23 protein-coding genes and 1 other RNA gene are annotated in these 25835 nt (G+C 60.6%); 17 read left to right on the top strand and 7 right to left on the bottom strand.

All coding sequences use genetic code 11. From position 1 onward, the window contains the following. Positions 1–44 precede the first annotated feature (44 nt). From nirK to smpB, 3 genes are all read right to left on the bottom strand, one after another. Positions 45–1448: a copper-containing nitrite reductase gene (nirK, locus tag ACW4DH_RS03580; protein ID WP_459634991.1), complete on the bottom strand. Its 1404-nt coding sequence runs from the start codon at positions 1446–1448 to the stop codon at positions 45–47. Between the two features lie 280 nt (positions 1449–1728). Beyond that, positions 1729–2109, bottom strand: a transfer-messenger RNA (tmRNA) gene (ssrA, locus tag ACW4DH_RS03575). Between the two features lie 63 nt (positions 2110–2172). After that, positions 2173–2658 (bottom strand): SsrA-binding protein SmpB, encoded by a 486-nt coding sequence (smpB, locus tag ACW4DH_RS03570; RefSeq protein ID WP_459634990.1) that lies wholly within the window; start codon positions 2656–2658, stop codon positions 2173–2175. A gap of 131 nt (positions 2659–2789) precedes the next feature. Between smpB and ACW4DH_RS03565 the strand changes: the two genes are divergently transcribed. Together ACW4DH_RS03565 and ACW4DH_RS03560 are read left to right on the top strand one after the other, a co-directional pair. Beyond that, a complete protein-coding gene (locus tag ACW4DH_RS03565; protein WP_459634989.1) occupies positions 2790–3227 on the top strand; it encodes a type II toxin-antitoxin system RatA family toxin in 438 nt (145 codons plus the stop codon). After that, positions 3214–3546, top strand: coding sequence for an RnfH family protein (locus tag ACW4DH_RS03560; protein ID WP_459634988.1), 333 nt, complete (start codon positions 3214–3216; stop codon positions 3544–3546). The genes ACW4DH_RS03565 and ACW4DH_RS03560 overlap by 14 nt, the downstream gene beginning before the upstream one ends. A 24-nt stretch (positions 3547–3570) precedes the next feature. On the opposite strand, the gene ACW4DH_RS03555 is transcribed toward ACW4DH_RS03560, so the two are convergent. After that, on the bottom strand, positions 3571–4041 hold the full coding sequence (locus ACW4DH_RS03555) for an outer membrane protein assembly factor BamE (protein ID WP_459634987.1): 471 nt from the start codon (positions 4039–4041) through the stop codon (positions 3571–3573). A gap of 73 nt (positions 4042–4114) precedes the next feature. Between ACW4DH_RS03555 and fur the strand changes: the two genes are divergently transcribed. Further along, the gene (gene fur / locus ACW4DH_RS03550; protein WP_459634986.1) at positions 4115–4570 is read left to right on the top strand and encodes a ferric iron uptake transcriptional regulator; all 456 of its coding nucleotides are present in this window, start codon (positions 4115–4117) and stop codon (positions 4568–4570) included. Between the two features lie 117 nt (positions 4571–4687). On the opposite strand, the gene recN is transcribed toward fur, so the two are convergent. After that, positions 4688–6361 (bottom strand): DNA repair protein RecN, encoded by a 1674-nt coding sequence (gene recN / locus ACW4DH_RS03545; RefSeq protein ID WP_459634985.1) that lies wholly within the window; start codon positions 6359–6361, stop codon positions 4688–4690. Between the two features lie 201 nt (positions 6362–6562). Between recN and grpE the strand changes: the two genes are divergently transcribed. The 5 genes from grpE to ACW4DH_RS03520 all read left to right on the top strand — a co-directional run bounded on the left by grpE (position 6563) and on the right by ACW4DH_RS03520 (position 12244). Beyond that, entirely contained in the window at positions 6563–7195 is a 633-nt protein-coding gene (gene grpE, locus ACW4DH_RS03540) for a nucleotide exchange factor GrpE (protein ID WP_459634984.1), read from the top strand. A 158-nt stretch (positions 7196–7353) separates the two neighbouring features. After that, the gene (gene dnaK / locus ACW4DH_RS03535) at positions 7354–9282 is read left to right on the top strand and encodes a molecular chaperone DnaK (protein WP_459634983.1); all 1929 of its coding nucleotides are present in this window, start codon (positions 7354–7356) and stop codon (positions 9280–9282) included. 99 nt (positions 9283–9381) lie between these two features. Beyond that, positions 9382–10518 carry a molecular chaperone DnaJ gene (dnaJ, locus tag ACW4DH_RS03530; RefSeq protein WP_459634982.1) on the top strand — a complete coding sequence of 379 codons (1137 nt, stop codon included), beginning with the start codon at positions 9382–9384 and terminating at the stop codon, positions 10516–10518. 141 nt (positions 10519–10659) lie between these two features. Beyond that, positions 10660–11286: a LysE family translocator gene (locus ACW4DH_RS03525; RefSeq protein WP_459634981.1), complete on the top strand. Its 627-nt coding sequence runs from the start codon at positions 10660–10662 to the stop codon at positions 11284–11286. Between the two features lie 82 nt (positions 11287–11368). Beyond that, positions 11369–12244 (top strand): EamA family transporter, encoded by an 876-nt coding sequence (locus ACW4DH_RS03520; RefSeq protein WP_459634980.1) that lies wholly within the window; start codon positions 11369–11371, stop codon positions 12242–12244. On the opposite strand, the gene ACW4DH_RS03515 is transcribed toward ACW4DH_RS03520, so the two are convergent. After that, complete coding sequence (locus ACW4DH_RS03515; protein WP_459634979.1) at positions 12228–13214, bottom strand: esterase-like activity of phytase family protein; 987 nt, start codon at positions 13212–13214, stop codon at positions 12228–12230. The two genes, ACW4DH_RS03520 and ACW4DH_RS03515, sit on opposite strands and share 17 nt — an antisense overlap. Before the next feature lie 100 nt (positions 13215–13314). Between ACW4DH_RS03515 and dapB the strand changes: the two genes are divergently transcribed. The 4 genes from dapB (at position 13315) to greA (ending at position 19294) form a co-directional block, all read left to right on the top strand. Further along, positions 13315–14139: a 4-hydroxy-tetrahydrodipicolinate reductase gene (dapB, locus tag ACW4DH_RS03510; protein ID WP_459634978.1), complete on the top strand. Its 825-nt coding sequence runs from the start codon at positions 13315–13317 to the stop codon at positions 14137–14139. Positions 14140–14367: 228 nt separating this feature from the next. Then, complete coding sequence (gene carA / locus ACW4DH_RS03505) at positions 14368–15516, top strand: glutamine-hydrolyzing carbamoyl-phosphate synthase small subunit (protein WP_459634977.1); 1149 nt, start codon at positions 14368–14370, stop codon at positions 15514–15516. A gap of 59 nt (positions 15517–15575) precedes the next feature. Further along, positions 15576–18821 carry a carbamoyl-phosphate synthase large subunit gene (gene carB, locus ACW4DH_RS03500; RefSeq protein ID WP_459634976.1) on the top strand — a complete coding sequence of 1082 codons (3246 nt, stop codon included), beginning with the start codon at positions 15576–15578 and terminating at the stop codon, positions 18819–18821. Next, positions 18818–19294: a transcription elongation factor GreA gene (gene greA / locus ACW4DH_RS03495; RefSeq protein ID WP_459634975.1), complete on the top strand. Its 477-nt coding sequence runs from the start codon at positions 18818–18820 to the stop codon at positions 19292–19294. Before carB ends, greA begins: the two co-directional genes overlap by 4 nt. 75 nt (positions 19295–19369) lie before the next feature. Here the strand turns inward: greA and yhbY are convergent, their stop codons facing one another. Beyond that, positions 19370–19687, bottom strand: coding sequence for a ribosome assembly RNA-binding protein YhbY (gene yhbY, locus ACW4DH_RS03490; RefSeq protein ID WP_459634974.1), 318 nt, complete (start codon positions 19685–19687; stop codon positions 19370–19372). A gap of 261 nt (positions 19688–19948) precedes the next feature. Between yhbY and rlmE the strand changes: the two genes are divergently transcribed. The 5 genes from rlmE to tpiA all read left to right on the top strand — a co-directional run bounded on the left by rlmE (position 19949) and on the right by tpiA (position 25835). Next, positions 19949–20599 carry a 23S rRNA (uridine(2552)-2'-O)-methyltransferase RlmE gene (gene rlmE, locus ACW4DH_RS03485; RefSeq protein WP_459634973.1) on the top strand — a complete coding sequence of 217 codons (651 nt, stop codon included), beginning with the start codon at positions 19949–19951 and terminating at the stop codon, positions 20597–20599. A 91-nt stretch (positions 20600–20690) separates the two neighbouring features. Beyond that, positions 20691–22661, top strand: coding sequence for an ATP-dependent zinc metalloprotease FtsH (gene ftsH, locus ACW4DH_RS03480; RefSeq protein ID WP_459634972.1), 1971 nt, complete (start codon positions 20691–20693; stop codon positions 22659–22661). Positions 22662–22738: 77 nt separating this feature from the next. After that, positions 22739–23602 (top strand): dihydropteroate synthase, encoded by an 864-nt coding sequence (folP, locus tag ACW4DH_RS03475; RefSeq protein ID WP_459634971.1) that lies wholly within the window; start codon positions 22739–22741, stop codon positions 23600–23602. Beyond that, the gene (glmM, locus tag ACW4DH_RS03470) at positions 23599–24966 is read left to right on the top strand and encodes a phosphoglucosamine mutase (protein ID WP_459634970.1); all 1368 of its coding nucleotides are present in this window, start codon (positions 23599–23601) and stop codon (positions 24964–24966) included. The genes folP and glmM overlap by 4 nt, the downstream gene beginning before the upstream one ends. A gap of 119 nt (positions 24967–25085) precedes the next feature. Continuing rightward, entirely contained in the window at positions 25086–25835 is a 750-nt protein-coding gene (tpiA, locus tag ACW4DH_RS03465) for a triose-phosphate isomerase (protein WP_459634969.1), read from the top strand.

Genomic DNA, 25835 nt, shown 5'->3' with positions numbered 1-25835 from the left:
GCTAACGGCGGGCCTTGTTCTAGCTCTGTCAAGATAGTGAAGCATCAATGGTCAGAGGCCGGATCGGTATCGTGCAGCGTGCGGAAGAGGGCGTCATCTTCTTCGCCGCTCACATTGAGAAAGCCGACAAGTCCTTTTTCCATCCGGGAAATGGCATGGTCGACCAGAATATATTTGCCTGGATAATCGACCTTGAATTCCACCATGGTAGCCCCTCCTGGAGGGACGGTAGTGGTTTGTACGTTGGTGAGTGGAGTACTGGTCAGCGACGCTTGGTCATAAACCCTGTCGAATATTTCGCCGATCACGTGAAAGCTTGAGGTGGCATTAGGGCCACCTACCCCGAAGAAGATGCGCACGGTTTCACCGACCTTGGCTTCCATCTTGTGAGTCTTGGTCAGGGCGCCCATGGCACCGTTGAATGTGAAGTGTTCGGGATTCTCGTCGAGCATCTTGTCGAGCGAGAATTCTTGTAAACCCTGACTACCGTGACGTTCAGCAGTATAAATCTCGCCCTGCATGACATAAAACTCGCGGTCCACTGGCGCCAGGCCGCCCTCCGGCTCGACCAGAATCATGCCGTACATGCCGTTGGAAATATGCTGGGCCACCATCGGTGTGGCGCAGTGATAGACGTAAAGTCCCGGTTTCAGGGCCTTGAAGGTAAAACTCTTGGACTGGCCCGGGGCAACCTGCATCACGGCTGCGCCACCGCCGGGGCCCGTGACGGCATGGAGGTCCACCGAGTGGATGTGGCTGCTGTCTGGAGCGTTGGCAAGATTGAGCGTGACGCTATCGCCGACTCGCACGCGCAGAAATGGGCCGGGAACCTTATTGTTGAAGGTCCAATATTTATAGCTGGAACCATCGGCCAGTTGTCCGACGACTTCGGTGGTCTCGAGGTTCACTGTCATCTGTTGCGGCCCGCGTTGACCGACGGGTTCGCCGACCGCATGGGGATCTTGGGTGATATCCGCTGCGCTACTCTCGGCTTGGGCAAGAGGTTCCCCGACGATGAGCTTGCCGGTCATGCCGGCAGTCTTGTGGCCGGGTAGCGTGCAGAAGTACTGGTAGGTTCCGTTCTTGTCGACACGAAAGACAATAGCGGTGGCTGATCCCTTGCCACTGATATTTTCCGAGTCGGCGTCGAAATCAGGAAAGGTGATATCATGAATGGCACCATCCCCATTCACCAGATTGATCTGCACGACGGCCCCTTCGGGAGCTCGAAGGTCGGGATTGACCTGTCCCTTGATATTACCTTTCTCTCCCACGTAAACCAGCTGGCCCTCCAGGATATCGGTGCGCAGCGTGTACGTCACGTCCGGTGTAATGCTCGCCGGGCCTTCACCCGCCTTGTGGGCGGCAAAGCTCGGATTAAGAGAGAGAGCGCTTAAAATCGCGGCTGCAATGGTAGCTTTGTGCCGGATGGCGGCGTTGCCTTTCATCCTCGAATCTCCTGTGGAGAGGCTGTCGGTGGTGACGTTTTAAAAAGTAGTATTTTGGGTACATTTTTTATTGATTTGTATCAACGCAACGAAGCCTTACAGGAAGGGAGTGAAGGAGGGGATTCTGCTTATCGCTGGCGATATGCCTGACATGACGAGTGGGGGCAGAAGGGAAGGGGCAGGCAGTAGGGATGGATAACGTACACAAACGAAAAAAGGGCCCTGAGGCCCTTTCTAGTGCGGTTTCCGGTATCGCTTGGGATGTCCTGAAACCTCGATTTGGTGGAGGCGGCGGGAATTGAACCCGCGTCCGCCGGTACTCGCCCTTCGGCTCTACATGCTTAGTTTCGTCTTTTAATTTAGCAGTACTGGCTCCGACGAGCAGGATCCAGCACCGCGAGTCTCCAAATTTTTGACGGTTGACGTGAAGACGCCGCCAACCGCGGTCCTATCAGCTTTAGCTCGTATCCCCTCAGTGATGGATAGGCACATCACATCGGGGCCAGGCAAAACGCTAACAGCTTACGCGGCTAGCAGTTCACCCTGAGCGTAGTTTTCGTCATTTGCGACTATTTAGTTGTGATGTGGTATTTACGAGATACATCACGCTCTCGGCATGCACCTTAGGGGTTGCTCCCGGCGTCGAAGCCATGTCGCCCCCTTTAGAACTGCCAAAAGATAGCAGTTTTTCTGACAGAACACCAGTAGCTGGACAAAAAAACAGTTACTGCTTGTTTTGATCACGCATGATGCGCCCTTTCTGGCGCTGCCAGTCACGGTCTTTCTCGGTGGCGCGTTTGTCGTGCAGCTTCTTGCCGGTCACCAGCGCCAGCTCGCACTTGATCAGGTTCTTTTTCCAGTAGAGCTTGAGCGGCACGCAGGTATGGCCTTTCTCCTGGGTGCGGGAAAAGATCTTGGCGATTTCCTTGCGGTGCAGCAGCAACTTGCGCGTGCGCGTCGGGTCGGCGATGACATGCGTGCTGGCGGTATTCAGCGGCATGATATGGCTTCCCAGCAGCCATGCCTCGCCATCCTTGATCAGGATATAGGTGTCGGTGAGCTGCGCCTTGCCGGCACGCAGGCTTTTGACTTCCCAGCCCGCTAGCGCCAAGCCGGCTTCGAAGGTGTCTTCGATATGGTATTCGAAGCGTGCCTTCTTGTTCTGGGCGATGACGCTATTGCCGGGCGCGTTAGTTTTTTTCTTGGCCATGAATCCTCAGTCTCGATATGCCCTACCTTCTCGTCCCCTCCGAGATGGGGTGAAGCGTGATATCATTCAAGGTATTGGCGAAATAACCGATTATGATACGCGCAAGGCGCGACGAAGTCAGCGGAGAGTCCATGCCCACTGTCAATCGATCTGCCCTGGTAAAGCACTCGTCCAGGGCCATGTTTGATCTTGTCAACGATTTCGAACGCTATCCGGAATTCCTGCCCGGTTGCAAACGGGCCCGTGTTCTCGATCAAGGGGAGTCTTACCTGGTCGGGGAAATGACGCTGGCCAAGGGCGGCGTAGAGCAAAGTATCGCGACGCGCAATGAGCTGCATCCTCCCGAGCGAATTGACCTGACATTGGCCAGCGGCCCTTTCAAGCGTCTGCAGGGGCGCTGGTTATTCACGCCCATGGGGGAGCAGGCTTGTCGGGTAAGCCTGGAGCTGGAGTTCGAGTTCTCCAATCGCCTGCTCGGCATGGCGTTTGGCAAGCTGTTCCAGCAGGTTGCGGGCCAATTGGTGGCCTCCTTTACACAGCGTGCAGACGAGCTATATGGGCGATCCTGAGACGCTGGGTTCGAAGGGGTTCATGACCGTCGAGGTGGCGTTTGCCTTGCCTGACCGGCAGCGGATCGTGCCGCTGCACGTGCCGCCGGGGACTACCGCTCGCGAGGCCGTGGAACGTGCTGGCTTGCCGGGATATTTTCCCGATTTGCCAGCGACGCTGTTCGAACGGGCGAACTTAGGGGTTTTCGGTAAACTGCTGCGTGATCCCGAGGCATACACGCTGAGTGCCGGCGACCGTGTCGAGGTCTACCGGCCACTGAAGATTGACCCCAAGCAGGCACGCGCCGAGCGCGCCGCTCGGATCAGCCACAAGGCCTGATTCGAGGGTTTCAGGCCCAAGGCTTCAGGGCAGTTCACTGTCGGTCGGCGTACTGGAAGGCGCTCCGCCACGCGGGGCATTGGAGGGGCCGCTGGGGATCAGGTTGGGCAGCGCGTCGGTGGTTTCCGTCGCCGGGCCGGGGCCGGTATCGGAGGTCATTTCCACGTCTGCGTCGATATCGCCGGACTTGCTGATATCGGCTAGACGCTCTCCCTGAAAGCTTAGCGTCACTCTTTTCTGCACGGTGCCGCCATACGCCTCGTCGAGATAGAAGACGTAGTCCCACTGATCGCGGGCGAACGGGGTCTCCAGTAAAGGACTGCCCATGATGTACTGCACTTGTTCACGGGTCATTCCGGGTTTGAGCTGTTCCAGCATGTCCTGAGTTATCAGGTTGCCTTGGGGCAAGTCGCGCTTATACACGCCGAAGTAGCTACAGCCGCTGACCAGGGTCAGGGCAACGGAAAAAGTCACTGTTTTAATCAGATTTTGCATTTGCGCCTATCTTTCACTATCGTTTGCTTTGGTCGATCATACCCGACTCAACAAGTTACTGCGAAGAGCAACTATGGCCGATAGAAACCAGGAATTACGCAAGGTAGGTCTAAAGGTCACCTTGCCCCGAGTCAAGATACTGCAAATCCTGGAGGCGACTCGCGAAGAAGACCTGCACATGAGCGCTGAAGACGTCTACAAGGCGCTTTTGGATGCAGGCGAGGATGTGGGCCTGGCAACCGTCTATCGCGTGCTGACGCAGTTCGAGGCAGCGGGTCTCGTCGTCCGTCACAACTTCGACGGTGGTCATGCGGTATTCGAAATGTCCCAGGAAGAGCACCATGATCATATGCTGTGCTTGGAGACCGGGGAAGTGGTCGAGTTCTACGATGCTGAAATCGAGCGTCGCCAACGTGAACTCGCCGAAGAGCGGGGTTTTGAGCTGGTCGATCATGCGCTGGTACTTTACGTACGCCCCAAGGGCTCGACAGCGACCCGCCGCCAGGAAGGTGGTGGTCATCGTCGCTAGTCGCTATCGGTGATAAACGCTGCTTTTTAGCACGCTACTTTTGAAGAAAAAGCCACGACGTTCCGTCCGTGGCTTTTTTGCGTCCTTGAGCTGTTTGTCCCGCGCTGGCTTCAGCCGTCAGTGGTGTGCATGCTGACTGGCGTCCAGCATCTCGCGGGCATGGGCCAGGGTGCGGTCGGAGAGGTGAACGCCGCCCAGCATGCGCGCGAGTTCACGCACCCTGCCGGAAGTATCGAGTAGTGCCATCTGGGTCAGGGTTGTGTCGTCATGCACCTGCTTTTCGATGTGCAGGTGCTGATGGGCCTGGGCGGCGACTTGCGGCAGATGTGTCACGGTCATGACCTGCCCCTGAGAGCCGAGCCGGCGCAGCATTTGCCCGACAATCTCTGCGGTAGCCCCCGAAATGCCGACATCGACTTCATCGAAGACCAGCGTGGGAATGGTCGAATGGATAGCCGCGACCACCTGAATGGCCAGGCTGATGCGTGACAGCTCGCCACCCGAGGCGACCTTGGCCAGAGGGCGTGGCGGCTGCCCCGGGTTGGCGCTGATGAGAAAGCGCACCTGATCCAGGCCGTTGGGTTGAGGGGCGTTTCGGCTTTCCACCTCGACTTCGAAGGTCGCCTTGCCCATGGCCAGGAACGCCAACTGGTCCTGAACCTCCCGGCCAAAGGCAGTGGCGGCTTCGCAGCGGGCGGCACTGATCGCACGCGCACGCAAGCGATAATTGTCACGCAGGGCCTCGACTTCAGCCGTCAGGGCTTCCAGGTCATGGTCGCCGCTTTCCAGTCCGACGAGTTCATCGCGCAAGCGCTGGTGAAGTTCGACCAGTTCCTCGGGCATGACGTGGTGCTTGCGGGCGATGCGGTGGACTTCGGCGAGACGCGATTCCACCTCAAGCAGGCGTTGGGGGTCGAGCTCGGTATTCTCGGCAAAGCGGTGCAGCTCGCGTGCCGCCTCCTCGACCTGGATCTGAGCATCGCCGAGCATGCCCAGCGCGTTGGCCAAGGCGCCATGCTCGCTACCCGGCAGTTGCGACAGGCGGGTCATCGCCTGTGTCAACAGATGCAGTGCTCCGCCTTCGTCGTTATCGCAGCACTCCGCCGCAAACTGAGCCTCGGTGATCAATTCCTCGGCGTGGGCGAGTTGTTCCTGTTCCTGCTCGAGGCCGCTCAGTTCCTCCTCGCCCAGGCCCAGCTGATCCAGTTCCTCGACCTGGTAGCGCAGCAGTTGCCGCCGGGCCTGCAGCTCATCGCCATCTTCGGCCAGGCGCTTGAGCTTGCGCCGTAGCGCCTGCCAGTGCCGGAAACCATCCTGCAGCTCCGTAACAGCCTGGGAATGTCCGGCGAAATCATCCAGCAGGCGTAGGTGCATGTCTTCGTGGAGCAGTGTCTGATGAGCATGCTGGCTATGGATCTCGATGAGATTCTCGCCCAGCGCCTTGAGGTCGGCCACGGTGCTGGGTTGACCATTGATCCAAGCCTTGGAGCGGCCGTTGGCGGATACCGTACGCCGCAGCAGGCAGTCTTCGGTGGGCAGCTCGCGGGATTCCAGCCAGGCGCGGGCGTTCGGCAGCCGAGTGATGTCGAAGCGGGCGGTGAGGTCGGCGCGGTCGCGACCGTGGCGTACGCTCCCGGCATCGGCGCGCTCGCCCAGGCACAATCCCAGTGCGCCGAGCAGGATCGATTTACCGGCACCGGTTTCTCCGGTAATCGCCGTCATACCGCTGCGCAGGTCCAGGTCGAGCGCGTCGACGATGGCGAAATCGCGAATCGCAAGCTGTATCAGCATGGCTACCTCCGGCATGTCTCGCGCCGGTGGGTGTCGGCGCCTCTGTTCTGGCTGTTTATACAGTAGGGCGACACCTGCTTCAATTCCCCATGGGTAACATCTGTACTTGCGGCTTGAGATCGTTATTGGCATCCCCATATAAGGGGCAACTCTTTGCTAATCGCGGCCCGTGGGCCGTTTCATGATTTCAGGAGATTGCACATGACCAAAGATCCCCAGACTCCCACCGATGAAGAAGCGGTCCCGCCTGCGCGTGACGACGAGCCGCAATCGCTCGACGACGAGGCGCTAGAGGGCGAATTGGAGGACACGCTTAGAGCGGCCGAGCAGGCCGAAGTCGATGACGGCATCATGGTGAACCCCGAGGCGGAAACGCTGGCGGCGCGCGTCGAAGAGCTCGAGCAGTCGCTGGCCGACGCCAAGGATCAAGCCATTCGTGCGGCGGCCGAAGCGCAGAACGTGCGCCGGCGTGCCGAGCAGGACGTGGAAAAGGCGCGCAAGTTCGCGCTGGAGAAGTTCGTCAAGGAGCTACTGCCGGTAGTCGACAGCCTGGAGAAGGCGCTGGACGCCATGGGCGAAGAGGCCAGCGAGGTGCATCGCGAAGGGGTCGCCATGACGCTCAAGCTGCAGCTCGATGTGCTGGGCAAGTTTGGCGTCGAGCCGGTGGAGCCGCAGGGCGAACCGTTCGACCCGCAGTACCACGAGGCGATGGCCATGGTGCCCAACCCCGAGCTGGATCCGAATACAGTGATGGACGTGATGCAGAAGGGCTATCTGCTCAATGGTCGCCTGGTGCGCCCGGCGATGGTTGTGGTCAGTCAAGCCGCGAGTTGATGGGGCGCCCTTGAAAGTTTCGTCACACCCGGTTGATGAAACTTTCCCAGCGGGACGCGACGGAAGCCCTTGAAAGGATCCGCTGCGCCCCCACATAGATGACAAGCAGGCGGCGCAGGCCGCAATGAACAGGCAAGCAACGATTTCGAGGTATTCTCATGGGACGCATTATTGGCATCGATTTGGGAACCACCAACTCCTGTGTCGCCGTACTCGATGGCGACAGTGCCAAGGTAATCGAGAACGCTGAAGGCGGCCGTACGACACCTTCCATTATCGCCTATACCGACGATGGCGAGACGCTGGTCGGTCAGGCGGCCAAGCGCCAGGCGGTCACCAACCCGACCAATACGCTGTACGCCGTCAAGCGACTGATCGGGCGCAAGTTCAAGGATGACGTGGTCCAGAAGGACATCAAGATGGTGCCCTACGGTATCGCCGAAGCCGACAATGGCGATGCCTGGATCGAGGTGAAGGGCAAGAAGCTCGCTCCGCCGCAGATCAGCGCCGAAGTGCTCAAGAAGATGAAGAAAACCGCCGAGGACTACCTGGGCGAGGAAGTCACAGAAGCGGTCATCACCGTACCGGCCTATTTCAACGACTCCCAGCGTCAGGCGACCAAGGATGCCGGACGTATCGCCGGTCTTGAAGTCAAGCGCATCATCAATGAGCCGACAGCGGCCGCGCTGGCCTACGGCATGGACAAGTCGCGTGGCGACAAGACCATTGCCGTCTACGACCTGGGCGGTGGTACCTTCGATATCTCGATCATCGAGGTGGCCGATGTCGATGGCGAGACCCAGTTCGAGGTACTGGCCACCAACGGCGACACTTTCCTGGGCGGTGAAGATTTCGATCTCAAGCTGATCGACTATCTGGTCAGCCAGTTCAAGCAGGACAGCGGCATCGACCTGTCCGGTGATTCCCTGGCCATGCAGCGCCTCAAGGAAGCCGCCGAGAAGGCCAAGATCGAGCTGTCCAGCGCCCAGCAGACCGAAGTCAACCTGCCGTATATTACGGCGGACAACACCGGTCCCAAGCACCTGAACGTCAAGATTACCCGTGCCAAGCTCGAGTCGCTGGTCGAGGATCTGGTGCAGCGCTCCCTCGGTCCGTGCAAGACTGCGATGGCCGACGCCGGGCTGTCCTCTTCCGAGATCGACGACGTGATTCTGGTCGGCGGTCAGACGCGCATGCCGATGGTGCAAAAGAAGGTTGCGGAATTCTTCGGCAAGGATGCGCGCAAGGACGTCAACCCGGATGAAGCCGTGGCCATCGGTGCCGCCATTCAGGGCGGTGTGCTGGGTGGCGATGTCAAGGACGTGCTGCTGCTTGACGTTACTCCGCTGACCCTGGGTATCGAGACCTTGGGTGGCGTGATGACGCCGCTGATCGAGAAGAACACTACCATCCCGACCAAGAAGACCCAGACCTTCTCGACCGCGGACGACAACCAGACGGCCGTGACCATTCACGTACTGCAGGGTGAGCGTAAGCAGTCCGGTCAGAACAAGTCGCTGGGCCGCTTCGATCTGGCCGACATTCCGCCGGCGCCGCGTGGTGTGCCGCAGATCGAGGTCGCTTTCGATCTGGATGCCAACGGTATCCTGAATGTGTCCGCCAAGGACAAGGCGACCGGCAAGGAACAGTCGATCGTCATCAAGGCCTCTTCCGGTCTGTCCGATGAAGAAATCGAACAGATGGTCCGCGATGCCGAAGCGCATGCTGACGAGGACAAGAAATTCGAGGAACTGGTCCAGCTGCGTAACCAGGCCGACGGCATGATCCACGCGGCGCGCAAGACTCTGACCGAGGCCGGCGACAAGGCCGATGCCGGCGATAAGGAGAAGATCGAGTCTGCGATCAGCGAACTCGAGGAGGCGTTGAAGGGTGACGATCAGCAGGTCATCCAGGCCAAGCTCGACGCGCTGACCGAAGCTTCCGGCGCACTGGCCCAGAAGATGTATGCCGAGCAGAGCGATGGCGCTCAGCCGGGCGAAGGGCAGGCCGAAGCCGGCGAGAAGAAGGAAGACGACGTGGTTGACGCAGAATACGAAGAAGTCAACGACGACCAGAAGAAGCAGTAACCAGGACGTCTGACGTTACCACGGAAGCCGGCGGCGCGGGGGCCAAGATGACTCCCGCGTCGCTGTTTCCGAGGTTCAGACACGGAGGCGGACCGATCCATGTCCAAGCGTGACTATTACGAAGTACTGGGTGTCGAGCGCGGCGCTGATTCGAAAGAGATCAAGAAATCTTATCGTCGTCTCGCCCAGAAATTCCACCCGGATCGCAATCCGGGCGATGACACTGCAGCGGAGAAGTTCCGCGAGGTGTCCGAAGCTTATGAAGTCCTGTCCGACGACGAAAAGCGCGCGGCCTATGACCAGTTCGGCCATGCCGGCGTGGATGGTCAGGCGGGCGGTGGGTTCGGCGCAGGGGCCGGGGCCGGTGGCTTCAGCGATATTTTCGGCGATGTGTTCGGCGATATCTTCGGCGGTGCCGGTGGCCGGCGCAGCCCGAATGCGCCGCAGCGTGGCTCGGATTTGCGCTATAACCTCGAGCTCGATCTCGAAAATGCGGTGACCGGCACTACCGTCGATATCCGTGTGCCGCGCCATGTCGAGTGCGAGCACTGCGATGGCCATGGCGCCGAGCCCGGCTCGAGCAAGGATACCTGCCCGACCTGTCATGGCATGGGGCAGGTGCGCATGCAGCAAGGCTTCTTTGCCGTACAGCAGACCTGTCCAAGCTGTCATGGGCGGGGCGAGGTCATCAAGGTGCCGTGCCGCAAGTGTCACGGCGAAGGCCGCGTGCGCGAGACACGCACCCTGTCGGTGAAGATTCCCGCCGGGGTGGATACCGGGGATCGCATTCGCCTCAACAACGAGGGCGAAGCCGGCATCAATGGCGGGCCTCCCGGCGATCTCTACGTTCAGGTGGCAATCAAGCCGCACGCCATATTCGAGCGTGACGGCCGTCATCTGCACTGCGAAGTGCCGATCAACTTCGTCGATGCCGCCCTGGGTGGCGAGCTGGAAGTCCCTACGCTGGAAGGCCGGGTCAAGCTCAAGATCCCGCCCGAAACCCAGACCGGCAAGCTGTTCCGTCTGCGCGGCAAGGGCGTCAAGCCGGTGCGCGGCGGCCCGGCGGGCGATCTGTTGTGCAAGGTGGTGCTGGAAACTCCGGTCAACCTGACCGAGCATCAGAAAGACCTGATGCGTCAGCTCCAGGACAGCCTGAGCGGAAGCAACAGCCATTCGCCAAAGAAGGATGGCTGGTTCGATGGCGTAAAGAAGTTCTTCGAGGATATGAAGCCGTAAGAAGCGCTTCCTGCCTGAAAATGAAGAGCCTCGGGGCCACACGGTCTCGGGGCTTTTGCATTTGGCGCCTGCCAGTGGTGAATCGGCAATCGGTGAAGTACGCTGCTTTGTTCAGGGAGCTTTTGCTAGGGAGTGCCGAGTTTGAATTCATGGACTTTTGTCATCGCCGCGTTGGGCTTCGCATTCTTGCCTGGGCCCGCCATGCTCTACACCGCTGCACAGACACTGGCCCGGGGTCGCAGGGCGGGATGGCTGGCAGTGCTTGGCGTGCACCTGGGATGTTACGCACACGTTGTGGCCGCGTCGCTTGGTCTGGCCGCGCTATTTGCAGCGGTACCGCCGGCTTATGTAGCGATGAAGGTTGTCGGGGGCGTCTATCTGCTGTGGGCCGGTTGGCGCATTTGGCGTCTGGGCCTGGGGGCCGCAGAGGCGGAGGCGTCATCGGCGGTCAGCCGTCATGCGCGCCACGCCCTGCGCGATAGCATCATCGTCGAAGTCTTCAATCCCAAGACGGCGTTATTCTTCGTCGCCTTCCTGCCGCAGTTCGTACAGCCTGAAGCTTCCATGCCGGTTGCCTGGCAATTGCTGTGGCTGGGGATTGCCACCAACTTCCTGTTCTCCTCGGCGGACGTGGTCGTGGTACTGCTGGCGGTGCCGCTGCGCAAGTGGCTGCAGGGTCAGCAAGGCTCATCACGCCTGGTGCAGCGCCTGGGAGGCGGATTGCTGGCCGGGTTGGGAATGCATGGGTTGCTGAATGCCTCGCGGTAGGCAGGAGGCGGCGTTGCCGGCGGGACGAAGACCTTCGAGGAAAGATAATGCTCCGCCCCCCGTGCGGCGGGCTCATGCCGGCATGCTGATATGGGCGCTGTTGGTGGGGTTTTCCTTTCCGGCGGTGGGGCTGCTGAGCGAGGGGCTGCCACCAATGTTGCTCACGGCCATACGCTTTGCCATCGCCTCGGCGGCGCTGGCGCCTTTGGCATTTCACGAGGCTGGGGCCTGGCCGGGAGCTCGCGGGCTGGGGTTGTACGTCGCGATGGGAGCGTGCCTGGCGGGCTTCTTTGGGGCGATGTTCTGGGCCGCGCATCGGGCCAGTGCGTTGAGCATGTCGACGCTCTTCGTCAGTGTGCCGTTGATGGCGTATTGTTTGGGGTTGGCGCTGCGTGTGGAGCAGCGCGCCTGGGGATTGTTGGGGATTCTGGGGTTGGGTGCGCTTGGGGCGCTGGGGCTGGCCTGGGCCGAGTCGGGGGGTAACCTCGCCGCCTTGCACTTGGGTCGCGGAGAAGGGGTGTTCTTTGCCGGTTGCGTGGCCTCGGCGTTTTATCCGGTGCTGACCAAATGGGGGTTGGCACGCCGTTGGCTGCCGAATTCCGCGGCTCAGCGTACCTTCTGGAGCCTGCTGTTGGGCGGCGGACTGATTGGTCTGTTGGGCATGGGGGTAGAAACGACGGCGGCACTGCGGCGCATGACGCTTCTGGATGGCCTGCTGCTGGTATATCTGGGTCTGTTTTCCAGTGCCCTGACGTTCTGGCTGCAGCAGCGGGCCACAGCCGCGCTGACCCCGGCGGCGGTAACCGCCTATGGTTATCTCGTGCCGTTCGTCTCGATGCTGCTGCTGTTCGCCCAGCATCCGCAGCGGATCGACTGGGTATGGCTGCCCGGCAGCTTGCTGGTGGTGACTGCCATCGCTCTGTTGCTGCGACGGGATACCCTCAGCCGTCGGACGTAACCTCGAAACAGCTCAACAGGGTCTTCTGCAGCAGGCTGAAATTGTCGTCGCTGACCATCAAGTAGCGATTGTCGGCCAAACGTGTCAGCCCTTCGAAGTTGTCCACCGACCAGCCTGCACCCGTCTCCAGCCGAGCCAACGTCTTGACGGTGAGATCGCCGTTGGCGCCCAGGCTGACACGGCGCAGCGTAATGGTCAGCGAGGCCGGCGGAGCATAGGCGCGCTCCAGGGCGAGCAGATCGTCGTCGAGTATCTCCAGCGCGGTAAGGCCGCTGTGGTAGGCATCGGCTAGGGGATAGGTCCATTCGGCGCCGCTGGCCAGCGCGAATAGCCGTGTCGTGCCTTCGGCCATGCCTTGCGGGGGATGTTCGAGGCCGGCAATCACGCCTTCGCGACCATGCCGGCCTAGCGCCTCCAGGCCGCCGTTGGATTGGGCGCCGCGCAGGCCGGGAGGCGTCATGGCGTTTCCGCGTGGACTGCCATCGGGAAGAAAGCGCTGGAGGCGTGCGTTCTGCTCGAAACCGATCAATAGCGTAGTATCGCCGCGAATCCCGTTGTCCGCTCGCTGCAGGAGCAACGATTCGGCGTCATTGTCCGGCGAGCCAAGCAGCGCATTGTCGGCACCGCGCAGGGCATAGGTTTCCAGGGGCTCCAGACCCACCAGCTTGCCGCCGCGGAATTCGAGTCGGGCGCGATGCAGCCAGCCGCGGTCGGATAACATGTAGAGCAGAGACTCGTCGTGGTCCCAACCCAGTGCCGACAGGCCGCCTGCCGGAGTCTCGTTGTGCCATTTGCCGGGCAGCGCCAGCGTGCCGCACCAATGCAGATGAGAGGTGGACTCCAGCAGTGTGTTTGACGCCAGAGAGGTCTGGCGGGGAACCGCAGTGCAGCCGCTCAGGGCGGCCAGCAGACAGCAGAAGAGTAGACGCGGCATGCCCGATAAAGTCTCCAGGAAGGCGAATGCAAACAAGCTGTTATCCAGCCTAGTGCAAGGCGCGTGAGGCTGCATGGCCGGATGTGGGGCCGGCTCTGGTATACTCTCGCGCAGATATCCTACTGGAGGGGGCAATATGACCCGGATCGCCATTATGGGAGTGGCTGGTCGTATGGGGCGCACCTTGGTGGCGGCTGTCGACCAGGATGCGCAGGCGAATCTGGCCGGTGGCGTCGTCGAGCCGGATAGCTCGCTGGTAGGCGCCGATATCGGCGAGCTGGCGGGACAAGGGCGGCTGGGCCTGAGCGCAGTCGCGTCGCTGCGAGAAATTGTCGATCGCTTCGACGTGCTGATCGATTTTACTTCGCCGCAGGTCACGCTGAGCAATCTGGCATTCTGTGCCGAGCATGGCAAGGCCATGGTGATCGGTACGACTGGCCTCAATGCCGAAGAGCTGTCCGCGCTGGACGATTACCGCGAGCGGGTGCCAATGGTATTCGCCCCTAACATGAGCGTGGGCGTCAACCTAACGCTCAAGCTGCTGGAAACGGCGGCACGGGCGCTGGGGGACGAAGGCTACGATATCGAGGTCATCGAGGCGCATCATCGCCATAAGGTCGATGCACCTTCCGGAACGGCGCTGAAGATGGGCGAGGTGGTGGCTGAGTCGCTGGGGCGTAGCCTCGAGGAACACGGCGTGTTCAGCCGAGAGGGGCAATGCGGGCCGCGTACCGACAAGGAAATCGGTTTCGCCACCGTGCGTGCCGGCGATATCGTGGGTGAGCATACGGTGATGTTCGCCACTCAAGGCGAGCGTATCGAGATTACCCACAAGGCGAGCAGTCGCATGACCTTCGCCAGGGGCGCCGTGCGCGCGGCGAACTGGCTCTCGAGCCGGTCGGCAGGGCGCTACGACATGCAGGACGTGTTGGGGCTCAAGGATTCGGCTGCCGAGGGCTAGTATCGGAGCAGAGAATCATGTAGCATTCCGAAAATTTGGCCGCACGCTTGTCGCGAATGGCCCTAGCATTCCGAGCGAATGACAACAAGCGGGATGAAACCGGTTTCCACTCCGGGTTTCGTCCCGCTTTTTTACGACCTGTCATTGCCTTACTCAGGATGAACAGGTCCGGCAATGGCCGGACAATATCATCGAGACTTGTCACGACGAGCAGGGGAGGACGTTGCGTTGAACAGACCCGCGATACTGGCCTTGGAAGACGGCAGCGTATTTCATGGCATCGCCATCGGCGCCGATGGGCAAACCAGTGGCGAGGTGGTATTCAACACCGCCATGACCGGCTATCAGGAGATTCTTACCGACCCATCCTATGCCCGACAGATTGTGACACTGACCTATCCTCACATTGGCAATACCGGTGCCAATAGCGAGGATGTGGAGTCCGATCGCATCTTCGTGGCCGGCCTGGTGATTCGCGACCTGCCACTGCTGGCCAGCAGTTTCCGTAGTGAGCAGTCTCTCGACGCCTATCTGAAAAGTCAGAAGGTGTTGGGTATCGCCGATATCGATACCCGTCGCCTGACGCGAATTCTGCGCGAGAAGGGCGCCCAGAACGGCGCGATCCTGGCGGGGCCGGAGGCCGAGGGTGAAGAGGGTGTCGAGCGCGCCCTGGCAGCGGCGCGGGACTTTCCTGGCCTGAAGGGAATGGACCTGGCCAAGGAGGTGTCCTGCAAGGCGCCATATGAGTGGTCGGAAGGCGAGTGGGCCCTGGGCAGGGGCTTCGAGGACGGCCGGCAGCGTGAGCGCGAGTTCCACGTGGTGGTCTATGACTACGGTGTGAAGCGCAACATCATGCGCATGCTGGTGTCGAGGGGATGTCGACTGACGGTGGTGCCGGCACAAACGCCGGCACGTGAGGTGCTGGCGATGAATCCCGACGGAGTATTGCTGGCCAACGGGCCGGGCGACCCCGAGCCGTGTACCTATGCCATCGAGGCCACCCAGGAGATTCTCGCCACCGACACGCCGGTCTTCGGCATCTGTCTGGGGCATCAGCTGCTGGCCCTGGCGGCCGGGGCCAAGACGGTGAAGATGAACCATGGCCACCATGGCGCCAACCACCCGGTACAGGATATCGATACCGGTCGTGTGATGATTACCAGCCAGAACCATGGCTTCGCCGCCGACGAGACGACGCTACCGATCAATGTGCGCGCCACGCATCGCTCGCTGTTCGATGGTTCGCTACAAGGCCTCGAGTTGACCGACCGTCCGGCGTTCAGCTTCCAGGGGCATCCCGAAGCGTGCCCGGGGCCACGCGACGTGTCGCCGCTGTTCGACCGGTTCATCACGTTGATGCGCAAGCACAAGAATTGACGGACTCGACCACCGAACCAAGACGCTCGACCACTACCGAATAAGCTGCGGGAATCGTCATGCCCAAACGTACTGACCTCAAGAGTATCCTTATCATCGGCGCCGGGCCCATCGTCATCGGCCAGGCGAGCGAGTTCGACTATTCTGGCAACCAGGCCTGCAAGGCGCTGCGCGAGGAGGGGTTCCGGGTCATCCTGGTGAACTCCAACCCCGCCACCATCATGACCGACCCGGTGATGGCCGACGCCACCTACATCGAGCCGATCACCTGGCAGACGGTGGAGAAGATCATCGAGAAGGAGCGTCCGGACGCGTTGCTGCCGACCATGGGCGGACAGACGGCGCTCAACTGCGCGCTGGACCTTGATAAGCACGGCGTGCTCGCCAAGTACGGCGTGGAGATGATCGGCGCCAATGCCGATGCCATCAACAAGGCCGAGGATCGCGATCTCTTCGACAAAGCGATGAAAAGCATCGGCCTGGAGTGTCCTAAGGCCAAGATTGCGCATTCGATGGAAGAGGCCTGGGAGATCCAGGCCGAGCTGGGCTTTCCGACCATTATCCGGCCTTCCTACACCATGGGGGGGTCCGGCGGTGGCGTGGCGTACAACAAGGAAGAGTTCGACGAGATCTGCCAGCGTGGCTTCGAACTTTCGAACAACCATGAGCTGCTGATCGACGAGTCGCTGCTGGGGTGGAAGGAATACGAGATGGAGGTCGTGCGCGACAAGCACGATAACTGCATCATCGTCTGCGCCATCGAGAACTTCGATCCCATGGGCGTGCATACCGGTGACTCGATCACCGTGGCGCCGGCCCAGACGCTGACCGACCGCGAATACCAGATCATGCGCGACGCATCACTTGCGGTGCTGCGCGAGATCGGCGTCGAGACCGGCGGCTCCAATGTGCAGTTCGGCATGGACCCCAATACCGGGCGCATGGTGGTCATCGAGATGAACCCGCGCGTCAGTCGCTCGTCCGCGCTGGCCTCCAAGGCGACCGGCTTCCCGATCGCCAAGATCGCCGCCAAGTTGGCGGTGGGTTATACCCTGGACGAATTGTCGAACGACATCACTGGGGGTATCACGCCGGCGTCGTTCGAGCCGTCGATCGACTATGTCGTCACCAAGATCCCGCGCTTTACCTTCGAGAAGTTCCCGCAGGCCAACGACCGGTTGACCACGCAAATGAAGTCGGTCGGTGAAGTGATGGCGATCGGCCGGACTTTCCAGGAATCGCTGCAGAAGGCATTGCGTGGGCTGGAAACCGGCAATGACGGTCTTGACCCCAAATTTCCCGATTGCAAACCCGGCGAGTTCAGTGATGCCAACCTGGCGCTGATCAAGGGGGAGCTGCAGGCCGCCGGTGCCGAGCGCATCTTCTTCATTGCCGACGCCATGCGTGCGGGTATGAGCGTCGACGATATCTTCGCGCTGACCAATATCGACCGCTGGTTCCTGGTCCAGCTCGAAGATCTGATCCTCACCGAGGCCGAGGTGAGCAAGCGTTCGCTGGGCGAGCTGGACGCGCGGACCTTGTTCCGATTGAAGCGCAAGGGATTTGGCGATGCTCGGCTGGCCACGTTGCTGGGCGTCTCCGAAAAGGAGTTCCGCAAGACCCGCCAAAAGCTGGGCATCCGGCCCGTCTACAAGCGTGTCGACACTTGTGCCGCGGAGTTCGCTTCCAACACGGCGTACATGTACTCCACCTATGAGGAGGAATGCGAAGCCAACGTCAGCGATCGCCGGAAGATCATGGTGCTTGGGGGTGGCCCCAACCGCATCGGCCAGGGTATCGAGTTCGATTACTGTTGCGTGCATGCCGCGTTGGCGATGCGGGACGACGGCTACGAGACCATCATGGTCAACTGCAACCCGGAGACCGTCTCCACCGATTACGACACCTCGGACCGGCTGTACTTCGAGCCGGTGACGCTGGAGGACGTGCTCGAGATCGCCGACAAGGAAAAGCCGGTCGGCGTGATCGTGCAATTTGGCGGTCAGACACCGCTCAAGCTGGCCCGCGAACTCGAGGCCGCCGGCGTGCCGATCATCGGCACCACTCCGGACGCCATCGACCGTGCCGAGGATCGTGAGCGCTTTCAGCAGATGATCGACAAGCTGGGCCTCAAGCAGCCGCCCAACGCCACTGCCCGCAGCTTCGACGAGGCGTTTTCCAAGGCCGAGAAGATCGGTTACCCATTGGTGGTACGGCCGAGTTATGTACTCGGCGGGCGCGCCATGGAGATCGTCTACGACGCCTCCGAACTCGAGAACTACATGACCCATGCGGTCAAGGTGTCCAACGACTCGCCGGTCCTGCTCGATCATTTCCTCAATGCGGCCATCGAGATCGACATCGATGCAGTCTCCGACGGTCAGCAGGTGGTCATCGGCGGCATCATGCAGCATATCGAGCAGGCCGGCGTGCATTCCGGCGACTCGGCCTGTTCGCTGCCGCCCTACTCGCTGCCCAAGGAAGTGCAGGATGAAATGCGAGATCAGGTCAGACGTATGGCGGTCGAGCTCAACGTGATAGGGCTGATGAATGTCCAGTTGGCCTGGCAGGATGGCGAGATCTACATCATCGAAGTCAATCCGCGCGCCTCGCGTACCGTGCCGTTCGTCTCCAAGTGCATCGGCACCTCGCTGGCGCAGGTTGCCGCGCGCTGCATGGCCGGCACCACGCTGGCGGCCCAGGGCTTCACGCAGGAGGTGATTCCAGGCAGCTTCAGCGTCAAGGAGGCGGTGTTCCCGTTCAACAAGTTCCCCGGTGTGGACCCGATCCTGTCGCCAGAAATGAAGTCCACGGGTGAGGTGATGGGGAGCGGCGAGACCTTTGCCGAGGCTTTCTACAAGGCGCAGCTCGGCGCTGGAGAGGCGATCCCTCATCTTGAGGGCGAGCGCACGGCGTTCCTGTCGGTGCGCGACCCCGACAAGGCCGGCGTTATCGAGGTGGCAAAATCTCTGCTAGCATTAGGCTTTAATCTGATCGCGACTCGCGGCACCGCCAGGTCGCTTGAAGATGCTGGGTTGCCTGTCGAAACCGTTAACAAGGTCTTCGAGGGGCGTCCGCACATCGTCGATATGCTCAAGAATGATGACGTTGCTTATATCGTCAATACGACCGAAGGCCGCCAGGCGATCAATGATTCTTCCGTGATTCGCCGTACTGCGCTTGCCAGAAAGGTTCCCTATGCCACGACGCTGGCGGGGGCCAAGGCAGTGTGCATGGCGCTTGAATATGGTAGCGAGATTACCGTACGGCGGCTTCAGGACATGCATGCAGGAGTAAAGCCATGAACAAGGTCCCGATGACCGTCGCAGGCGAGGCCCGCCTGCGGGAAGAGCTGGATCAGCTCAAGGGCGTCGAGCGTCCACGCGTGATCAATGCCATTGCTGAGGCGCGCGCGCATGGTGATCTCAAGGAGAATGCCGAATATCATGCCGCCCGCGAGCAGCAGGGCTTCATCGAAGGGCGAATCCAGGAAATCGAAGGTAAGCTGTCGGTGGCCCAGGTGATCGATGTCACCAAGGTGCCCAAGACGGGTAAGGTGATCTTTGGCGTGACCGTCGAGCTGGTCAATCTCGATACTGACGACGAAGTCAGTTACAAGATCGTCGGCGAGGACGAGGCCGATATCAAGGCCGGCAAGATCTCCGTGACCTCGCCGATCGCGCGTGCGCTAATCGGCAAAGAAGAGGGCGACACCGTGCTGGTCAGAACGCCCGGTGGAGATGTCGAGTATGAAATCGGCGAGGTGCATCACCGCTGACATGCCGCATCGTATGCTTTGGATGATACAGCGCCGCCTAGGGCGGCGCTCGTCTGATATCTGAACGGGAGCGGTCTATCTGCTTGCGCTAAAGCGTGTAACATTGGAAAGGTTGGGTTTAGCCTGCGGATTGCGGCGATAGAGCAGGGCGACCTTGCCAATCGCCTGAACCAGCTCGGCGTGCGTCTGCTCGGCGAGCTGCTCGCTGACTTGGCGGCGTGCATCCCGGTCGCCTACCGCAATTTTTACCTTGATCAATTCATGATCGGCAAGCGCTCGGTTGAGCTCGGCCATGACGCCTTCGGACAAGCCATTTTCCGATACCGTCACGACGGGGTCCAAGTGATGGCCGATGCTGCGAAATGCTTTCTTTTGTGCCGATGGTAAGCTCATGGTATTCTGACAGTTCCCGGTTGGCGTACGTCCCGGCACGCAAGTGGTGCCGAGGCTGGGATTTGAAGGATCAGGGTTGAATAAAGCCTGGCTCGCCGTAGCGAACGGAACGAATTTCAAGCGGACGACTCCAATAGAAGTTGTGAGCCGCTAAACGCGCCATAGTACGAGGAAAGCGACTGCTTGGAAAGTCACGCTTCCCTGAAGCCGGGCACTCCGACCAAAGTTTACACTTCCCCTCTAGAACTTCGTTCTATATCTATGCTATCAGGTGATGCCGTGGCACGCTCCTCGCACTCCAGCAAAAGTAGTGGCGGCTGGCTTAAGGAACACTTCGATGATCCGTATGTCCAGCGCTCATGGAAGGACGGGTATCGTTCGCGGGCAAGCTACAAGCTGCTCGAGATCGATGCCAAGGACAGCTTGTTCAAACCCGCAATGACGGTGATTGACCTGGGAGCTGCGCCTGGCGGCTGGAGCCAGATCGCCGCCGAGAAAGTGGGACCCCAGGGAAAAATCATCGCCTCGGATATCCTCGAGATGGATGCGCTGGCCGGGGTCGACTTCATTCAGGGCGATTTCACTGAAGACGAGGTGCTGGAGTCGATTCTGGCGGTCATCGGTGGACGCCGGGTCGACATGGTGATGTCGGATATGGCGCCCAACATGAGCGGCATGTCGGCGATTGATCAGCCCCAGGCCATGTATCTCGTTGAATTGGCTCTTGATCTTGCCCGGCAGACCCTGTCGCCTGGCGGGTGCTTCCTGGCCAAGGTATTCCAGGGAGAAGGGTTTGATGCGTATCTCAAGGAGCTGCGGACCAGCTTCAGTAAGGTAATGACCCGCAAACCGGAGGCTTCGCGTTCACGCTCGAGAGAGGTGTACCTGCTGGCGGAAGGTTTTCATGGCTGAGCTTGCAACCATGGTTGAGCACCCCCATGTGGTGTAATGTCAAACTGTTGGGCACGCTTGGCAGACAGATTCATGCAATGAGGGTACTCCCTTGAACGACATGGCGAAGAACCTGATTCTCTGGTTGGTCATCGCAGCGGTACTGCTGACGGTGTTCAACAATTTCAGCGTCGATAGCTCGCCGCAGACGATGAACTATTCCCAGTTCGTCCAGCAGGTGCAGAACGACCAAATCCGCAGTGTGACCATCGATGGTTACACCATCACCGGGGAGCGTGACGACGGGTCGCAGTTTCAGACCATTCGTCCCGCGGCGCAGGACCCCAAGCTGATGGATGATCTGCTGGCCAATGACGTGACCGTGATAGGCAAGGAGCCGCAGGAGCAGAGCCTGTGGACGCGGCTGTTGATCGCCAGCTTCCCGATCCTGATCATTCTGGCCATCTTCATCTTCTTCATGCGTCAGATGCAGGGCGGCGCCGGTGGCAAAGGCGGGCCGATGAGTTTCGGCAAGTCCAAGGCCAAGCTGCTCAGCCAGGATCAGATCAAGACGACGTTCGCCGATGTCGCTGGATGTGATGAGGCCAAGGAAGAGGTCGTGGAGTTGGTCGACTTCCTGAAGGATCCGAGCAGATTCCAACGGCTGGGCGGTCAGATCCCTCGTGGTGTATTGATGGTGGGGCCGCCGGGAACGGGTAAGACATTGCTGGCCAAGGCCATCGCCGGCGAGGCCAAGGTGCCGTTCTTCAGCATCTCCGGTTCCGACTTCGTTGAGATGTTCGTGGGGGTCGGTGCCTCGCGTGTGCGTGACATGTTTGAACAGGCCAAGAAGCAGGCGCCATGCATCATCTTCATCGATGAGATCGATGCGGTAGGCCGTCATCGTGGCTCCGGCATGGGCGGTGGGCACGACGAGCGCGAGCAGACCTTGAACCAGCTGCTGGTCGAGATGGACGGTTTCGAGGCCAATGACGGCATTATCGTGATTGCCGCGACCAACCGTCCCGATGTGCTCGACCCCGCGCTGTTGCGCCCTGGCCGCTTCGATCGTCAGGTTACGGTTGGCTTGCCGGATATTCGTGGCCGCGAGCATATCCTTGGTGTCCACCTGCGCAAGGTGCCGCTGGGTGAAGACGTCAAGCCCAGCCTGATCGCACGCGGCACCCCGGGGTTCTCGGGCGCAGACTTGTCCAACCTGGTCAATGAGGCGGCCCTGTTCGCCGCGCGGCGCAACAAGCGCCTGGTCAGCATGGAGGAGCTGGAGCTGGCCAAGGACAAGATCATGATGGGCGCCGAACGCAAGTCCATGGTCATGTCCGAGAAAGAGAAGCTCAATACGGCTTACCATGAATCTGGCCACGCGATTATCGGCCTGGTCATGCCCGAGCACGATCCGGTCTACAAGGTGACGATCATTCCGCGTGGACGGGCCTTGGGCGTGACCATGTTCCTGCCGGAGGAGGATCGTTACAGTCTCTCGCGTCAGCAGCTCATCAGCCAGATCTGTTCGCTGTTCGGAGGGCGTATCGCCGAAGAGATGACCCTGGGACCCAATGGGGTCACGACCGGTGCCTCGAACGACATCAAGCGCGCGACCGAGTTGGCCCACAATATGGTCGCCAAGTGGGGTCTCTCCGAGGAGATGGGGCCGCTGATGTACGACGAGGATGAATCGCACCAGTTCCTCGGCGGCCCGGGCCAGGGCGGCGGCAAGCTCAAGTCTGGCGAAACCACGACCCGGCTCGACAAAGAGGTACGCAGAATCATCGATGAATGCTACGCCAAGGCGCGTCAGATTCTCGAGGAAAACCGCGACAAGCTCGACACGATGGCCGAGGCATTGATGCAGTACGAAACCATCGATGCCGATCAGCTCAAGGACATCATGGAGGGTCGTGAGCCCCGCCCGCCCAAGGATTGGGATGGCGATGGTCCCACTGCGGGGCGCGGCACGCCGAGCGATCCCAAGCCGGTCGAGCCTGCACCGGAAAGCGGCAGCGACGAGGATGACGATACTCGCCGTCGTCCTTCCGATCCGCTGGGAGGCCCTGCGGGGCATTGATTTAAGGCGCCGCCCGGCGCCTTGCACCAGATGAGGCGCGTGTTACAGTGAAGGCTTTCGAGCGGATAACGGCTGGAATGACTGACACTGAATCACGCGCCTCGTTGCTTTGTGGGCCGCATAGGCTCGATCTCTCCCGTCCCCATGTCATGGGGATTCTCAACGTTACCCCCGATTCCTTTTCCGATGGCGGTCGCCATGACACTACCGAGGCGGCGCTGCGCCATGCCGAGCGAATGCTGGCGGAGGGGGCATCGATCATCGACGTGGGCGGGGAGTCGACCCGCCCCGGCGCTGCGAGAGTCCCGGTCGAGGAGGAGCTCGAGCGCGTTCTGCCGGTGGTCGAGCGCCTGGTTTCCGAACTGGGCGCTTTGGTTTCGGTGGATACCAGTCAGCCTGAAGTCATGACCGAAGCGACCCGGCTGGGCGCTGGCATGCTCAACGATGTACGGGGGCTGCGCTTGCCTGGGGCGCAGCGTGCTGCAGCAGAGAGCGGCCTGCCCGTCTGCGTGATGCATATGGTCGGCGAACCCGGCGATATGCAAGACGCGCCGCACTATGATGTTCCGGTGGAGCAGGCTGTCGCTCGCTATCTCGAAGAACGTATCGCCGCCTGCGTTGGCGCCGGAATTCCGCGGGAGCGCTTGATTCTGGATCCCGGTTTCGGGTTCGGCAAGAGTGTCGCACACAATTTACGCCTGCTTAACCGGTTGGAGGCGCTTGAGGTTTTCGAGTTGCCGCTATTGGTCGGAGTGTCGCGTAAAAGCATGATTGGCCAAGTGCTTGGGCGCTGCGTGGAGGATCGACTGGCCGGCGGGCTGGCGCTTGCCGTGTTAGCAGTGGAGCGGGGGGCGCGCATTCTGCGCGTGCATGATGTCGGGCCTACCGTGGATGCGCTGAATATGACCTGGGCCGTGTTAAAGGAAGGCGTTGAGGAATGACAAGACGATATTTCGGGACTGATGGCATCCGGGGCACCGTAGGCGAATACCCGATCACGGCGGATTTCATGCTCAAGCTGGGCTGGGCGGTGGGGCGAGTGCTGTCGCGTAAGCTGACTGCCCGCTCGCGTCAGGCGCGGGCCAAGGTGCTGATCGGTAAGGATACACGCTTGTCGGGGTACATGTTCGAAGCGGCACTGGAAGCTGGGCTTTCCGCTGCAGGTACCGACGTTTCTCTACTGGGGCCGATGCCAACGCCGGGCATCGCTTATCTCACTCGGACGTTTCGTGCCGATGCAGGGATTGTCATTTCCGCATCGCACAACGCGTTTCAGGATAACGGCATCAAGTTCTTCTCGGCCGAAGGCACCAAGTTGCCTGACAGCGTCGAGCAGGAAATCGAGGCCGAGCTCGACAAGCCGCTGGAAACCGTTTCGTCCGATTGTCTCGGCAAGGCAGTGCGCATCAATGACGCGGCGGGCCGGTATATTGAATTTTGCAAGTCCACCATACCCCACCGTCTGGGCCTGCATGGGCTCAAGGTGGTGCTCGACTGCGCGCATGGTGCGACGTATCACATCGCGCCCAACGTGTTTCGCGAGCTGGGCGCCGATGTCAGCCTGGTAGGGGTGCAGCCGGATGGGCTGAATATCAACCATCTGGTAGGGTCTACCCATCCTGCGTCGCTGCGCGCGGCTGTCATTGAGCGCGGGGCCGATCTTGGAGTGGCCTTCGACGGCGATGGTGACCGTGTCGTCCTGGTCGATGCCGACGGTCGTGAAATCGATGGCGACGATATTCTCTACATGATTGCCCGGGACCGGCATGGCCGTGACGTGCTGAAGGGCGGAGTCGTCGGCACCTTAATGTCCAATTTCGGCTTGGCGGCTGCTTTCGAGTCGATGGGAATTCCCTTCGAGCGAGCCCAGGTCGGCGACCGTTACGTGATGGAGCGTCTGGCGGCCAACGATTGGCAGCTTGGCGGGGAGTCGTCGGGTCATATCGTTTGTGGCCATGTGCAAACGACCGGGGATGGCATTGTCTCGGCGTTGCAAGTGCTGGCGATCATGATTCGCGAGGGGGCGCCTCTGGCCGAGTTGCTCAAGGGGCTCGAAAAGGTCCCTCAGGCCTTGATCAATGTGCGCTTGACCCCTAGTACCGATAAGCGCGCAGTGCTGGGCAGCGATGTGGTACAGGATGCCGTCTCCGGTGTGGAGCGGGATCTGCAGGGCGAAGGCCGGGTGCTGTTGCGGGCCTCCGGCACCGAGCCGCTGATCCGGGTCATGGTGGAGGGGCGTCCACGTTTTGACGTGTCGGCCATGGCGCGACGCATTGCAGCCAGTGTCGAAGCACAGATGAATTAGCAGACAGGAGCAAGAATGTCAGCCGGAGCCTTGGCCTGTCATGCGCAGGTTGGGTTTTCGGTTGTCTTGTCAAGAGTGCTCCTATACCATTTCGCACCACTTCGAGAAGAGGTTCGCTCATGCGCACGCCGCTGATTGCCGGTAACTGGAAGATGAACGGCTCGGCTGAGCTGGTAGAAGCCTTCGGCCGGGCATTTGCCGACGCCGCACTTCCAGCATCGCTGGATATCGCCATTTTTCCGCCGTTTCCCTATTTCGAAGTGGCGCGTCGTGCCTTTTCCGAAACCTCGCTACGGCTCGGTGCCCAGACGCTCAACCCGCTGCACTCCGGGGCGCATACCGGCGAAGTCAGCGGTAGAATGCTTAAGGAGTTCGGGGTCGAGTATGCGCTTGTCGGCCACTCCGAGCGGCGGAGTCTTTACCGCGAAGCCGATGAAGACGTCTATGATCGCCTGCTGGCGGCGCTCAGCGCCGATATTCGCCCCATTCTATGTGTCGGCGAGACGCTTGAAGAGCGCGATGCCGGGCGTACCAACGACGTTGTGCTGCGTCAGGTCGGCCACGCGATGGCGCGACTTGAGCCAGAACAGCGCGCCAGGGTAATAATCGCCTACGAACCGGTATGGGCGATCGGGAGCGGGCGCACCGCTACCCCGGATCAGGCGCAGGAGGTCATGGCGGCCATTCGCGATTATCAGGCCAGTTTTGATCGTGACCTGGCGGCAGGGCTGCGCCTGCTCTATGGCGGCAGCATGAATGCCAGCAATGCGGCTGAGTTATTATCCCAGCCGGATATCGACGGCGGCCTGGTGGGCGGTGCTTCACTCAAGGTCGACGATTTTCTAGCCATTTGTCAGTCAGCAGGTTAA

The organism is Halomonas sp. WWR20 (assembly GCF_054602495.1).
This window is presented reverse-complemented; position numbering and strand designations above follow the sequence as displayed.